Here is a 12,637-nt window from a genome sequence, read left to right as displayed (position 1 = left end):
AACAATGCGGCTAAAGAATCAACGCTTCTTCCTCTGGTTCAATAAACTGGTCTTCCCGTTGTTTTACCTGCGGCATCAGGGAAAACCTGTGACGCTGGTTCAAGCGGATTCCAAGACTCGGTTCCAAACACGCGTAAACACGTCCGACATCCTCGTGGTTTGGGAAATCTGGAAAGCGAAAATTTACGACGACCCAAGATTCCCCATCCGCGCGGGGGACGTGATTTTGGACATCGGCGCGCACATCGGCGGATTCGCAGTCCGCGCCGCGCAACTCGCCGCGCCGGGGAACGTCTACGCTTATGAAGCCTCGCGCAGTAACTTTGATTTGCTCGCTGAAAACAAAGCCCTGAATAACGTTGCCAATCTTCACGTACATCACACTGCCGTGTCAGACAAGCGCGGCGAGATGGAATTTTTCCTGCCGGGCGATAACGGCGCGTTGGGATCGTTGTTGCAGGATGCGAACAGCCCGCGTGAAAGAGTCCGCGCCGTGACTCTCGCAGACATTCTTTCAGAGAACAACATCGAACAGGTTGACTGTTTGAAGATGGACGTCGAAGGTGCGGAATATGGAATTCTCGCCAACTGTTCGCGCGAAACGCTGGAACGAATCCGCTACATCGTGATGGAATATCACGAGTTCGTGGACGACTCGCGCAGTCACCGCGACTTGGTTCGTTTGCTGGAGTCGCATGGATTCCGAGTCGTCGTTGAAGGAGGAATCTTCCCGCAGAAGATTCTGTTCGGCACGGGAATCATCAAGGCATGGCGGGAATGAATCAAACAAGTTGGCTTCGTCCACCGGAAAATCTCGATCTCACAACAGATCGCGTGGACGTCTGGCGCGTTCACCTGAGTTCGACGACGCCGAGTGAAGCCACTCTCTCAGCAGAGGAACGTCAACGCGCCGCGCGTTTTCATTTTGACGCAGACCGCGACCGCTACATCGTTGCCCATGCCAGCCTGCGTGATATTCTCGCGCGTTACCTGCAATGCGAACCGAGCGAATTGAAATTTTCGACAAACGAATATGGAAAACCATCTCTAAACCGTAGTAACGACTCCGCGAAGCGCCCCTGTGGGGTTAGTCGTTTTGCTAAATTAACGACTGAAGTCGTTACTACAAAAGATATCGAATTCAATCTCTCCCACTCAAGCGACTTCGCATTGATCGCCGTCACGCGCGGACGAAAGATCGGCGTTGACGTTGAACAAATCCGCGCAGACATCGAGTTGGAAAACCTTGCCCGCCGAAATTTCTCGCCGCGTGAAGTTTCCGAGTTAATGGCTCTCCCGCTCGAACAGCGGACGCTCGGCTTCTTCCATTGTTGGACGCGGAAAGAGGCATACATCAAAGCGCAGGGACTCGGCTTATCCCTGCCGTTGGATTCGTTCGATGTGTCGCTTGACGAGCCAGCCATCCTCCGCGCAACGAGACCCGACGCAAACGAATCCGCGCGTTGGTCGTTACATTCGTTGGATGTCGAATCAAACTACGACGCCGCGTTGGCTGTCGAGGGCAACGGCTTGGAAATCAGGTGTTGGGATTGGTGATGCCTTGGCTTTTGAAAAGTTAGGAAGGTTTTAACGCGAATAGCGCGAACAAGCGAATTACGCGAAATGTTCAAAGTATTCGCGTTCCAACGACTCGGTTTTGTCAAGCGACTTGGCAAAAGACCTATTGGTGATGCTATTTGCAATTAATGGGGAGAGAACTCCGAAGGAGGGACAAGATTATAGAGATTGATCGAACGATTATCAAACCCCGAAGGGGTGATATGGGAGATCGTTATGTCATCCCTTCGGGATTGGTTGATGGATTGGCGTTGATTCTAGAATCCTTCCATCCCTTCGGGATTTGCTGTATGGCGGAAGTTTCTCATTGTGGATCAAGTCTAATCAGTGATCGAGTCGAGGCTCAGGCATGGCGAGGTTGTATCGCCTCTTTTATATAACCGATACAAATTATTCTCTGGCACGATGCAATAAGTTTTGACCAATTTTGACGCGGCGTAAAATTTGTCGCTGAGGGATGCGAGATACACGGGGCGAGTCGAAATGAATTCTTCGATTAATTTCACCACGCGCTGGGAGTCGAATGAAAATGGATCGTCGGTGGGGAAGCCGGTGATGGTCACGTCGGGGCGGTCTCCTCTGACTTTAGTGAAATAACGCAGTACGAAGTATTCATCCGTGTCGGTGTACCATTCTGCGATGACGAGGGAATGAGGGGGAAGATTCGTGATCGTTTCGTCGCCGAATTCATAGGCGAGGATATCGCCGCGTTTGTTGGGGTCAATGTAATAGGCTAAGCCGTCGCGGACTCCCGTCCCGACTTGCGGGATGCCGAGGAAGGAGTCGTCTATGCCGCGAGATTCGGCGAGGCGCGGGATGGCGCGGTAGAAGGGCGGAGTCGCTCCGATGGTGAGGATCAGGATGAAGGTCAGAATGAGGCGGGGTTTTGTCGCAAGACGGGAGAGGATGTGAGTCGCGCCCAGTCCCATCAACAACGCGAAGAAAACATACGATGTCAGAAAAAATGCGAATTGATCGGAGACGCGATAGAGAATCCCGAAGAGCGCGTACGCGATGAAAAATAAAACGAACTTTTGATCCGCGCCGTTGAGCGCTTTGCGAATCCCGACGATGCAGAAGAGGATGCCGATCGCGCCGAATTGAAGGGCGAGGAATAATCCGTAGCGCGTCAGGCTTTCTCCCAGCGCGATGAGTGAAAACGTCCCGAGGTTCTCAAGAAATGTTGTGCCGGTTGCGGGACCCATCAGTTCGGCAATGGAAAAATTTTTTGTCAATCGAATGAATTGAATGATGTAGATGGAAAAGCCCAAAATAAAAGCGAGGGAAGTGAAGAAGATTCTTCGCGCGTTTAGATTAAGCGAACGATATTTTTTTGAGAGGACGAGATAAAAACCCAACGCGGGGAGCGCGATGAACGCAAGCAGATGATCGGAGGCGGATAAACCAAAGAAGAATGCGCTGAGAAGTAGCGATGAGGCGTTGTGAGTTTTTTCAAAGCGCTCGAAGAAGTAAAGGCTGAGGAGCAGGAGAAAGACGAACAGCGTGTACACCTCGGGCATGGAGGAATGCCACCAAAACGTGTGCGAAACCGCCAGCGCGAACGCGGCATAACCCGACGCGATGAATGAATTGGTGTGTTGATGAGCGAGAAGAAAAACCAGCGTGACGGACGCCACGCCGAAGAGGGCAGAGATGAGATTGACCAGCCACAGCGAATCAACGGATGGAAACGCGCGGACGAGGAGATGCCCCGCGACAATGTACAACGGATGATCCCACGCGGTGACGCCTACTTTTGAAAATGGAAATGGGTCAGGGATGAATTCGCTCGCGGTCATCTCGTTGAGGATGAAGGATTCTCCTGAAATGACTTCGCTTTGTAGTCGCACTCCGTCGCCCCATGCGAGCGAGGGCGAAAGCGTGTAAAGATAAAAACTGGTCGTCAACAAGAAGACCAGCGCGGCGATGCGATTCCTATTTTGCATGGATGGGTTTCAACTCGCGGCTTCGTATTTCCCCACGATCAACACGGCGTTGCTTCCGCCGAATGCAAATGAATTGCTCATGATATTTTTCAACGGCAGACTGCGTTTGCCTTCGGTCACATAATCGAGATCGCAATCTGGGTCGGGGACTTTGTAATTGATGGTCGGCGGCACAACTTGGTCGCGCAACGACAACACACACCCGATTAATTCTAACGCGCCGCTCCCCGCGATGGAATGACCGAACGCGGCTTTGTTGCCGACCACAGGGATTTGATACGCGCGTTCGCCGAACACTTCCTTGATGGCGTTCGTTTCGTTCTTGTCATTCCACTCTGTTCCGGTTGCGTGCGCGTTGATGTAATCCACGTCTGCGATGGTTAAACCGGCATCCTCCAATGCGCGGCGCATGGCGAGGGCGGGTCCTTTTTGGGAAGGTTGAGTCAGATGATGACTGTCTGCCGACGCGCCGTAGCCTTTGAGTTCGGCAAGGATGGGGATGCCGCGCTGCAAGGCGTGACTCTCCGCTTCGATCACAAGGATGCCTGCTCCTTCTCCCAAGACCATCCCATCCCGGTCGGCGCTGAACGGGCGGCAGGCTTCCGCTGGGTTATCGTCGCGAGTAGAGACGGCGCGTAACGCCATCCATGATTCGACGACGCCGGGCGAGAACGGAGTATCCGCCGCGCCGGTGACCGCCACTTGCAGACTCCCGTTGCGGATCATGTTGAACGCGTTGCCGATGGTGTGCGCGGCGGTGGAACAGGCCGCGTCCACGTTGACGAGCGGACCTTGAAAGCCGTGTTTGATCGAGATGTTCGAGCCGGGACCGATGTTCATCGAAACCGGGATGGTGTATGGGCTGAGGCGGTTGGTTTCGTAAAAGTGCATAAAGTAGGAGTCTGCCGCGCTATAGCCGCCGATAGAACTGCCAACCATCACGCCGATCTCTTCGCGGTTCACATTTCCATTTTCGAGTTTTGCATGGACAATGGCTTGCTCTGCGGCGACCATCCCCAACTGAGAGGAACGACTCATCCGCCTGATCTCTTTGATGTCGAAATATTTGTTCTCGTCGTACTCCCAAGCGACCCCACCGATCTTCGTGTGCATACCGGAAAAAATTCCGCCCTCCAATGACCGGACGCCGGATTGACCCGCGATCAAGTTCTTCCAAAATTCTTGCACATCACAACCGAGTGGACTGGCAATGCCCATTCCTGTGACCACCACTCGTTCCTTCTTTGCGGTCATTGCAGACTCCTTTTTGATGTTTCCAATTCTCCACAGTGTAGGAGAGATGTATGCTTGCCAAGAGCGGGCGCCAACTCTGTACAATTCCTGATTATTGTTCTTTTCACAATTAAGCGAGCAATAAGTGGAACCACGGACGCAGAGACACTGAGAAAAGCCCATAAAAAAACTCCGTGACTCAGCGCCTCCGTGGTTCAAAACAAGCGCAAGAGTTGCCCGGTTCAATTCTTAATCTGCAAAAGTCAGGAAATTCTATCATGGTTGCCGCATTACAATTGGGGTATGAAACGACCATATGTCTTTATCAACGTGGCAATGACTGCCGATGGAAAGATCGATACGATTTCACGCCGGGGCGCGGCAATCTCTTCGCCGCGCGATAGGGAGCGGGTGGATACACTTCGCGCCGACTCGGACGCGGTGATGGTGGGCGGACAAACACTGCTCAACGAAGACCCAAAGTTGACCGTGAAATCCGAAGTGTTGCGAGCCGAACGCGTGGCGCGGGGGCTGTCCCCGAATCCTATGAAGGTGTGCGTCATTACCTCCGCAACCCTGCCAGTTCATTCAAAATTCTTATACGAAGGGTCGGCGCGGGTCGTAATATTCACAACAAACCGCACATCTAAAGACAAACTTGAAGCCCTGCGCGCAGGCGGCGTGGAAGTGTTTGTCCATTCGGGCTACCGCGTGGATTTGGCGCAGGCGTTGAGAACGCTCAACGAACTCGGCGTGAAGCGTTTGATGGTGGAAGGCGGCGCGACATTGAATTTTGAATTGTTGCGGCTCGGCTTGGTGGATGAAGTTCAGGCGTACATCGCGCCGATGATCTTCGGGGGCGAGTCGGCTCCCACGCTTGCGGCAGGCGCAGGCTTGGAAAGAAGCGCAGCCGTCCCATTGAAATTGACAGACGTGGAGAAATGGGAAGACGGCGGCGTCGTTTTAAAATATTCGATAGAGAGGTCAGCATGATCACAGATCTGCATGAAAAATTCGATGTGTTGCTTCAAAATGAGGGCGACCATGAATGCGAGGGGATCGGGAAAGATAAAGTGTGCGTACGCGTGGTGGCGATGGCGGAACTGCCCACGCGCTTTGGAGAATTCCATATTATTGCCTTTGAAAATAACCGCGACGGCAAAGAACATGTCGCCATCATCAAAGGCGATGTGATCGGCGCGGCAGATGTGCCCGTGCGGTTGCATTCGGAATGTTTGACAGGCGACGCGCTTGGCTCGCTGCGCTGTGATTGCCGCGATCAACTTGAAGCCTCGTTGAGGATGATCGGCGCGATGGAACGCGGCATGGTTTTATATTTGCGTCAGGAAGGGCGCGGCATCGGGTTGACCAACAAGATTCGCGCCTACAGTTTGCAAGACCAGGGGCTCGATACGGTCGAGGCGAATCACGCGCTCGGCTTCCGCGACGATGAACGCGATTACGCCGTCGCCGCGCACATGCTCATGTCGCTCAAGATCGAATCGGTGCGGCTCATCACCAACAACCCGAAAAAGATCCAGCAACTCATTGATTATGGCATCCAGGTTTCAGACCGCATCCCGCACATTATGGAGCCGAACGAATACAATCGGTTTTACCTCGAAACGAAAGTTGTCAAGTCGGGTCACATGATTGATTTTCACGGCAAGCAACATCTGCCCGAACAAAGCGACCGCCCGTTCATCAAAGGCATGAGCGAATTGCCAGCGGAGGTGTTAAGTGAATAGCCTATTACACAAACGTCCCGCAGGTTGGGTTGCGCAAGTTGAAGTCTTCGAAGAAACCTGCGGGACGGTGGATATGAACAATGAGTAAAACAATCGTTATCACCGGCGCCACCGGCGCGCTTGGAATTAAAACCGCGCGCGCATTCGCCGCGCGCGGAGATTCATTGGTATTGCTCGCCCACGATTCAAGTAAATTGGATTCCCTCGCCCGCGAGTTGAATCTGCCGAGCGAGCGACTCCTCGCCTCGGCGGTTGATCTGCGCGACGGACAGGCGGTTCATTCCGCAGGGGAGGCTGTCTTTGCCAAGTTCGGCGGGGTGCACGGGTTGATCCATCTCGTCGGCGGCTGGCTCGGCGGCAAGACGATCCCCGAAACCAGCGTGGACGATTTCAACTCCATGTTCGGTCAGCACGTGGAGACGACGTTCCATTTATTCCAAGCGTTCATGCCTCTGCTCGCCAAAAGCGGCTGGGGGCGGGTCATCACTGTTTCGCCGTCCACAGTTCCCAATCCGGTGGCGAAGCGAGGCGCGTACACCGCCGCGAAAGCCGCGCAGGAGACTCTCATGCTCACGCTGGCGGCGGAACTGAAAGAGTCCAACGTCACCGCGAACATCATCCAGGTGAAAGCCATTGATGTGGATAACAAAGGCACAGGCACAACGCCCGATGAGATTGTCGCCGCGATGGTGTATCTGTTCTCAGAGGAAGCGTCGAAAATAACGGGCGCGAGGATACCGTTGTATTAAAAAACTCCGAGTTCTTCAAGAACTCGGAGTTTTTGTTTCCATGCCTATTGTCTACGGCTCGCTGACCTTGATCCAATCCATTTCAATGATGATCGGCAACACATTGAACGCGGACACAGAAATGCCGACCTGCCCGCTTCGCAGGGCATATTTCTTTTCCGTGATGGAGTTCACTTCATCGCCGTTGATGCTCAACGATAATTCATCACCTTTGCAGGTGATCGAATACTCATTGACATCCTTGCCCTGTTTGATGGCATTCGAACCGCCGTTGGTGATCAGGTTGTAGCCGATATCGCCGTTCTTGTCGACTTCGGCGTATAGGATGTTATATAAGCCGCCGTTATCGATATTGAACTCGTACCAGCCTACTTCCGGGTCGTAGCGGCAGATCAGGCTCACCGAGTTGGTATTCTTGCCTCGGTTATCGGCGCGCACTTCCAGGGTCACATCTTCGTAGTCAAAGGCGCCATAGAATAGGTAGTAGTAGACCTGCTCACTATCGAAATTCCAGACCAGTTTTCCATTCTCGGCTTCCACAGTGACCTTGTCGGGGTCTGCGGCTTCGGACCCGGTCACGGTGAGGATGGACCAATCATTTGAAAGCGGAGAATCGAATTCTTCGGTGAAGAATTGGCTCGCAGGTTGAACCGGCGGCTCTGTGGGCGCGGCTTGGGTATCGGTTGCCTGGGGCGGGGGCGGCGGTTGCGTTGGGTCTTGCTGTTGCGGCGGGTTGGTCGGCGGTTGGGGGGGCTGTGTAGGCGTATCGCTACTGCCGCCGCAAGCCAGACCCACGATCAGAACGAACGCGGTCAGGAAAAATAAGGGTTTCAGTGGTTTCATCGAATCCTCCAATTCGGTTTTTTGTAAGTATACGCAACCGATGAATAAAAAGCAACTATTTGGCATAGTCACTTTTGTGGTACATTCGTCCAGCCATGTCTCTTTTTGCCATCTCCATTTTATTGGTCAGCGCGGTCCTTCATACCGTCTGGAATCTCCTCATCAAACAATCGCAAGACAAATACATCGTCACCTTTTGGATGGTGACCTTCGGCGGCATGTTCGCTTTCGTTGCCTTGTTCTTCACTGGCTTGCCCCCGCGCGGAATGTGGATCTTTGCCGTCGTCAGCGTGTGCGTCGAAGTGGCGTACTTTATCAGCCTCTCGTATGCGTATCACGATAACGATTTTTCGTTGATCTATCCTGTGGCGCGCGGAGCGGCGCCCGCCTTCATTGCGTTATGGTCGTTCCTGTTCCTGAGCGAATCGCTAAAAATGGGAGGGGTCGTTGGGCTGGCGTTCATCATCGGCGGGTTGGTAATCATCGGGGTCAACGCCCTCACGCAGGCGCATGTGACGCGTGTTCACTTCAAAGGTGTGGCGGTGGCTTTGTTCATTGCCTTGTTGATCTCGATCTACTCCACCATCGACGGGAGCGCCGTAAAGAACGGATATGCCTTGCCGTATGTGATGGCGATGTTCGCGCTGGTGCCGTTCGTCATCTCCCCGTTCGTGTTTCGACAATACGGCTGGGCGCGCATTAGGGAGGTCTTGGTGAAACAGCCCGTCCGTGTTCCATTAGCGGGCGTGCTGGGCGTGCTGGCATATTTGATGGCGGTATATGCCTATTCCATTGCCCCGCTGAGTTACGCCGGCGCGGTCAGGGAAGTGAGCGTGGTTTTCGGCGCGCTGGCAGGCTGGTGGCTGTTGAACGAGCGGATGGGGGCTGTCCGCGTGATCGGCGCGCTTGTCATTTTTACGGGAGTTTTTATGATTGCATTGTACGGGTGACGTTAGAATAGCGACAATCCCCACACAATGATTGGCGCGACGGCAAGCGCCGGCAACATATTCCCCACGCGGATCTTTTTGATCTCCAACAGACTGCTGATCGCCAACCCCAGCAAAATCACACCGCCTGTCGCCGATAGTTCGCCCATCATGATCGGCGTCGCAATTGCGTTCAATTGCGCCGCGAACAAACTGACCCCGCCCTGAAAAACGAAGATCACGATGGTCGAGAACAACACGCCCGCCCCCAGCGTGGAGGCGAACGCCATGGACGCGAATCCATCCAACACCGACTTCACCGCCAACAGGTTGTAGTCGCCGGTCAACCCGTCCTGGATCGAACCGAGGATGGTCATCGGTCCCACGCAGAACAACAGCGACGCGGTCAAAAATCCGCGCACGAACTTGTTCGAGCCGTCATCGCCTTCCTTGGAAAATCGCTGTTCGAGAAATTTTCCGAAGTTATGCAAGCCGTCTTCGATCCTGATCCATTCCCCCAACAACGTGCCGATCAATAACGCGCCCAACACAATGAGCGGGTTCTTTGTCTCCATAAACATTTGCAATCCCATTGCCGCCGTAAAAAGACCCATGCCTGCTATCACAGTGGCTTTTAACTTTTCAGGGATGCGCGCGCCGAAGAGCAAGCCGATCATCCCGCCGATGAGAACGGTTGCGATGTTGAGAAAAGTGCCGGTCATGTGCTCCAATCTAAAAATACCGCAAGGATACCTCACTGCACAAAGAAAATCTTTTAAAACTTTGCGATCTTCGCGCGCTTTGCGGTTCAAAAAATGAATTTATTCTTTTGCCAGCGTTGTCTGATGCCCCGCCGCTTTATTTTCCAACAACTCCAACACAAAACATAACGACGACAAGCGATTCAAATACCTCTGCAACTCGGGGTTCGACACTTCCTGCTCGTCGCGCAATTCCACCACGCGGCGTTCGGCGCGGCGGACGATGGCGCGCGCCAGCGACAATGCCGCGCCCGCCAGCGAATCGCCGGGCAAAATAAATTCCTTTGGCATTTCGATAGTCTCGCTGATCGCATCGGTCTGTTCTTCGAGCCACGTCACGCGCGAGGCGTCGATCATGCGGAATTTTTCCGCATTCTCCGGCGTTGCCGCCACCTCTGCCATGATCTTGTATAAATCGCGTTGCGCGTCCAAAATGATCTTGCCCGAGCGCGGGTCCAAACATTGCGCGCGCGCCAGCCCCAGGGCGGCGGTCGATTCATCTAATGTGCCAACGGCTTCGATACGCGCGTGATATTTCGTCACGCGTCCTTCGCCGAGCAAGCCCGTTGTGCCGTCATCGCCAGTGGTCGTATAAAATCTCATGGCGGCATTATAACCGCTTATAATCGGACGAATGCTCACTGAATACCACATCGAAATCATCGTTGAAGCGCTCAGCGATTCCATCGGTCCGCGCCCGCTTGGGATGATGGCTACCGCCAACATCAAGCAAGACCAATTCTTCACCGGCTTTTTCGGTCACGATGAATTTCATTGCGACAATAATTCCTTTGCGAAAACCGACGCCTACATCGAGAAGCAACGCGCGCTGGTCGTCTCGGCGCTTCAAAACAACGACCCTGTCTCGGCGTGGCGGGCGTTCGGGCGGATGTCTCACTCGTTTCAGGATTTCTACGCCCATTCGAATTACATCACCCTGTGGCTGAATCGCTTTGACGGAAAAACGCCTCCTCCGCCGAGTGAAATTGATCCAGTTTCCCCAGACCTGCTCCACAGCCCCCACCTGCGCTCCGGCAAGACGTACAATCCGCTCGAGTTGTTGTACTTTATCAAAGGGCTTCGCGCTCACGTTCTGCCTCTCATTCCGCGCGATTCGCACGCGTGGATGAACCTCGATTCGCCCGAGCAGGGATTCAAATTCGAATACGCCATGCAAGCCGCCATCAAACGCACGCGTATCGAATACGAAAAGACGATGTCCGGTTTGCCAAAAGAATTACGGTCATTGTTTATGGGCGCATAAGGGCGGGCTCTGATCCCGCCTCTGGTTCCCTCCCGCCGCCCAAAGGCGGGGAGCCTCCGCCTCGTCGAAAATTTCAGAAGGAAACAGAAACACCATGACGAGCCACCTGAGAGAGTCAGGGCTTACACAGTTGGCGGGCAGTTGTACTGCCGTCGCCGCAGTGCAACTACGGCGCAACAGGTTCAACTGCGTAAGTCCTAAAGAACAAATTGAAAAAAGTGGGTGCCCCGTAATCAACGGGAAAGAGCCTCACCACGAAGGACACAAAGTCTTGCGCTGAGTTCGTCGAAGCGACACAAAGGGGGGAAAAGAGCCTAGATTCCTTGTGTTTTTCCTTTGTGACCGTCGTGTCCTTTGTGTTTGAAAAATGGTTTCCCGTTAAAAACGGTAGAGCCAAAAAAGTTTTATCAGCGTCTTCAACGCGCATCTGCGGCACATTTTTAAAACTGTCAGGCAGGTAGACACCATGATCGATCCATCCAAACTCTCATTATTCATTGTCGCGGCGGTTGCCCTGCTCCTCGTGCCAGGACCGGCTGTGTTGTACATCACTGCCCGTAGCGCCAGTCAGGGACGCGCCGCCGGGCTGGTCTCTGTGCTTGCCATCGAAACGGCGAACTTGATCCAGGCGGTCGCCGCCGGGCTGGGGCTTTCCGCGATCCTGCTTTCGTCCGCGCTGGCGTTCGATGTGGTGAAGTACCTCGGCGCGGGATATTTGATCTATCTCGGCATCCGCAAATTACGTTCACCGGAACAAGCGGCAGACGAGGAAATTAAACAGGACAGCCTCCATCAAATCTACTGGCAGGGAGTGGCGGTGAACATCCTCAACCCAAAGACCGCGTTGTTCTTCTTCGCTTTCCTTCCGCAATTCGTGGACCCCGCGCGTGGAAATGTCATCGCGCAAAACCTTCTGCTCGGCTTGATCTTTGTCGCGCTGGCAATCGTCACAGACAGCCTGTACGCGCTGGCAATCAGTGCATTTGCCGATCAATTGCGCGGCAACCAGAGATTCCAAACCGGCGGTCGATACTTTGCGGGTTTGGTCTATGTGGCGTTGGGGATTACCACCGCGCTCACCGGGACGAGGAAATGATTTTCATTTCAAGATATAATCCTCCCCATGACAATCAAAACGCAACTCAACGAATCCATGAAAGACGCCATGAAGAGCGGAGACGAAGTTCGCAAACGCACGGTGCGGATGGCGCTCGCCGCGGTGAAGCAAGTAGAAGTGGATAAGCGCATCGAACTCGACGATGCGGCGGTGATGAATTTACTCCAAAAAGAATTGAAGAACCGCCGCGAATCTATTGAGGAGGCGAAGAAAGCGAATCGTTCCGACCTGGTCGAAGCCAACGAAGCCGAGATCAAAGTGCTCGAAGTCTTCCTGCCGAAAGCCATGCCCGCCGAGGAATTGCGCGCGCTCGTGCAAGCCGCCATTGCCGAAGCCGGCGCGGCGGGTCCCGGCGACATGGGCAAAGTGATGAAAATTCTCATGCCCAAAGTGGCGGGGCGCGCGCCAAACGACATGGTTAGCGCGGCAGTGAAGGACATCCTCCAACCCAAGTAACATGACGTCAATT

At 53.9% G+C, this 12,637-nt stretch carries 14 protein-coding genes; 9 read left to right on the top strand and 5 right to left on the bottom strand.

Annotation, left to right across the window (positions count from 1 at the left end):
• Positions 1–4 precede the first annotated feature (4 nt).
• Both IPM31_03755 and IPM31_03750 read left to right on the top strand, forming a co-directional pair.
• Positions 5–781 (top strand): FkbM family methyltransferase, encoded by a 777-nt coding sequence (locus tag IPM31_03755; GenBank protein MBK9006088.1) that lies wholly within the window; start codon positions 5–7, stop codon positions 779–781.
• Positions 778–1,557 carry a 4'-phosphopantetheinyl transferase superfamily protein gene (locus IPM31_03750; GenBank protein ID MBK9006087.1) on the top strand — a complete coding sequence of 260 codons (780 nt, stop codon included), beginning with the start codon at positions 778–780 and terminating at the stop codon, positions 1,555–1,557. The genes IPM31_03755 and IPM31_03750 overlap by 4 nt, the downstream gene beginning before the upstream one ends.
• A 341-nt stretch (positions 1,558–1,898) precedes the next feature.
• On the opposite strand, the gene IPM31_03745 is transcribed toward IPM31_03750, so the two are convergent.
• Both IPM31_03745 and IPM31_03740 read right to left on the bottom strand, forming a co-directional pair.
• A complete protein-coding gene (locus IPM31_03745) occupies positions 1,899–3,524 on the bottom strand; it encodes a DUF2723 domain-containing protein (protein MBK9006086.1) in 1,626 nt (541 codons plus the stop codon).
• A 9-nt stretch (positions 3,525–3,533) separates the two neighbouring features.
• Complete coding sequence (locus IPM31_03740) at positions 3,534–4,778, bottom strand: beta-ketoacyl-[acyl-carrier-protein] synthase family protein (protein MBK9006085.1); 1,245 nt, start codon at positions 4,776–4,778, stop codon at positions 3,534–3,536.
• A 282-nt stretch (positions 4,779–5,060) separates the two neighbouring features.
• On the opposite strand from IPM31_03740, the gene IPM31_03735 reads away from it, so the two are divergent.
• The 3 genes from IPM31_03735 to IPM31_03725 all read left to right on the top strand — a co-directional run bounded on the left by IPM31_03735 (position 5,061) and on the right by IPM31_03725 (position 7,254).
• Positions 5,061–5,750, top strand: coding sequence for a 2,5-diamino-6-(ribosylamino)-4(3H)-pyrimidinone 5'-phosphate reductase (locus IPM31_03735; GenBank protein ID MBK9006084.1), 690 nt, complete (start codon positions 5,061–5,063; stop codon positions 5,748–5,750).
• Positions 5,747–6,505, top strand: coding sequence for a GTP cyclohydrolase II (gene ribA / locus IPM31_03730; protein ID MBK9006083.1), 759 nt, complete (start codon positions 5,747–5,749; stop codon positions 6,503–6,505). The genes IPM31_03735 and ribA overlap by 4 nt, the downstream gene beginning before the upstream one ends.
• 80 nt (positions 6,506–6,585) lie before the next feature.
• Entirely contained in the window at positions 6,586–7,254 is a 669-nt protein-coding gene (locus IPM31_03725) for an SDR family oxidoreductase (protein MBK9006082.1), read from the top strand.
• Between the two features lie 51 nt (positions 7,255–7,305).
• Here the strand turns inward: IPM31_03725 and IPM31_03720 are convergent, their stop codons facing one another.
• Positions 7,306–8,097, bottom strand: a complete 792-nt coding sequence (locus IPM31_03720; protein ID MBK9006081.1) for a DUF1080 domain-containing protein — start codon at positions 8,095–8,097, stop codon at positions 7,306–7,308.
• A 95-nt stretch (positions 8,098–8,192) separates the two neighbouring features.
• Between IPM31_03720 and IPM31_03715 the strand changes: the two genes are divergently transcribed.
• Complete coding sequence (locus IPM31_03715; protein MBK9006080.1) at positions 8,193–9,047, top strand: EamA family transporter; 855 nt, start codon at positions 8,193–8,195, stop codon at positions 9,045–9,047.
• Positions 9,048–9,049: 2 nt separating this feature from the next.
• On the opposite strand, the gene IPM31_03710 is transcribed toward IPM31_03715, so the two are convergent.
• Together IPM31_03710 and IPM31_03705 are read right to left on the bottom strand one after the other, a co-directional pair.
• Positions 9,050–9,748, bottom strand: coding sequence for a DUF554 domain-containing protein (locus tag IPM31_03710; protein MBK9006079.1), 699 nt, complete (start codon positions 9,746–9,748; stop codon positions 9,050–9,052).
• A 99-nt stretch (positions 9,749–9,847) separates the two neighbouring features.
• Complete coding sequence (locus IPM31_03705; GenBank protein MBK9006078.1) at positions 9,848–10,390, bottom strand: cob(I)yrinic acid a,c-diamide adenosyltransferase; 543 nt, start codon at positions 10,388–10,390, stop codon at positions 9,848–9,850.
• Positions 10,391–10,421: 31 nt separating this feature from the next.
• On the opposite strand from IPM31_03705, the gene IPM31_03700 reads away from it, so the two are divergent.
• The 3 genes from IPM31_03700 to IPM31_03690 all read left to right on the top strand — a co-directional run bounded on the left by IPM31_03700 (position 10,422) and on the right by IPM31_03690 (position 12,624).
• Positions 10,422–11,051, top strand: coding sequence for a hypothetical protein (locus tag IPM31_03700; protein MBK9006077.1), 630 nt, complete (start codon positions 10,422–10,424; stop codon positions 11,049–11,051).
• 466 nt (positions 11,052–11,517) lie between these two features.
• On the top strand, positions 11,518–12,147 hold the full coding sequence (locus IPM31_03695; protein MBK9006076.1) for a LysE family translocator: 630 nt from the start codon (positions 11,518–11,520) through the stop codon (positions 12,145–12,147).
• A gap of 27 nt (positions 12,148–12,174) precedes the next feature.
• Positions 12,175–12,624: a GatB/YqeY domain-containing protein gene (locus IPM31_03690; GenBank protein ID MBK9006075.1), complete on the top strand. Its 450-nt coding sequence runs from the start codon at positions 12,175–12,177 to the stop codon at positions 12,622–12,624.
• Positions 12,625–12,637: the final 13 nt, after the last annotated feature.

The sequence above is a fragment of the Candidatus Defluviilinea gracilis genome (assembly GCA_016716235.1).
In the GTDB taxonomy this organism is placed as follows: Bacteria; Chloroflexota; Anaerolineae; order Anaerolineales; family Villigracilaceae; genus Defluviilinea; species Defluviilinea gracilis.
Note: the sequence above shows the minus strand (reverse complement) of the source record. Positions and strands in the feature narration are given on the sequence as shown.

Coding starts and splice junctions, on each gene's coding strand:
- IPM31_03755 (MBK9006088.1), top strand. CDS start 5: ATGCGGCTAAAGAATCAACGCTTCTTCCTCTGGTTCAATAAACTGGTC.
- IPM31_03750 (MBK9006087.1), top strand. CDS start 778: ATGAATCAAACAAGTTGGCTTCGTCCACCGGAAAATCTCGATCTCACA.
- IPM31_03745 (MBK9006086.1), bottom strand. CDS start 3,524: ATGCAAAATAGGAATCGCATCGCCGCGCTGGTCTTCTTGTTGACGACC.
- IPM31_03740 (MBK9006085.1), bottom strand. CDS start 4,778: ATGACCGCAAAGAAGGAACGAGTGGTGGTCACAGGAATGGGCATTGCC.
- IPM31_03735 (MBK9006084.1), top strand. CDS start 5,061: ATGAAACGACCATATGTCTTTATCAACGTGGCAATGACTGCCGATGGA.
- ribA (MBK9006083.1), top strand. CDS start 5,747: ATGATCACAGATCTGCATGAAAAATTCGATGTGTTGCTTCAAAATGAG.
- IPM31_03725 (MBK9006082.1), top strand. CDS start 6,586: ATGAGTAAAACAATCGTTATCACCGGCGCCACCGGCGCGCTTGGAATT.
- IPM31_03720 (MBK9006081.1), bottom strand. CDS start 8,097: ATGAAACCACTGAAACCCTTATTTTTCCTGACCGCGTTCGTTCTGATC.
- IPM31_03715 (MBK9006080.1), top strand. CDS start 8,193: ATGTCTCTTTTTGCCATCTCCATTTTATTGGTCAGCGCGGTCCTTCAT.
- IPM31_03710 (MBK9006079.1), bottom strand. CDS start 9,748: ATGACCGGCACTTTTCTCAACATCGCAACCGTTCTCATCGGCGGGATG.
- IPM31_03705 (MBK9006078.1), bottom strand. CDS start 10,390: ATGAGATTTTATACGACCACTGGCGATGACGGCACAACGGGCTTGCTC.
- IPM31_03700 (MBK9006077.1), top strand. CDS start 10,422: ATGCTCACTGAATACCACATCGAAATCATCGTTGAAGCGCTCAGCGAT.
- IPM31_03695 (MBK9006076.1), top strand. CDS start 11,518: ATGATCGATCCATCCAAACTCTCATTATTCATTGTCGCGGCGGTTGCC.
- IPM31_03690 (MBK9006075.1), top strand. CDS start 12,175: ATGACAATCAAAACGCAACTCAACGAATCCATGAAAGACGCCATGAAG.